This is a genomic window from Algoriphagus sp. PAP.12, assembly GCF_026652115.1.
Lineage (GTDB): Bacteria > Bacteroidota > Bacteroidia > Cytophagales > Cyclobacteriaceae > Algoriphagus.
Genome location: NZ_JAPPSQ010000101.1, coordinates 1 through 209, shown reverse-complemented (window position 1 = coordinate 209; position 209 = coordinate 1). Strand labels below are relative to the sequence as shown.

General features: G+C 48.8%; 1 protein-coding gene. It reads left to right on the top strand.

What is annotated here, in order from left to right; translation table 11 throughout:
• A partial coding sequence (locus O0V13_RS21645; RefSeq protein ID WP_268037092.1) for a transposase occupies positions 1-209 on the top strand: 209 nt, incomplete at both ends.

Sequence of the window (209 nt, the reverse complement as noted above, 5' to 3'; positions counted from 1 at the left end):
GTGCCCACTGGCTGCTACTTGTAGACCTGGGATCGGTAACAAGACTCTCAAGGTAAACACCAGACTACAGCAACAAAAAAACAAGGCAAGACAACGACTCACCTCTGAGCAGGGAATCCAGAAGAGAAGGCAACGGGCCACCGATGTGGAACCGGTATTTGCAGACTTCAAACACAACAAAGGAAGGGCTAGGTTTATGTTAAGAGGAG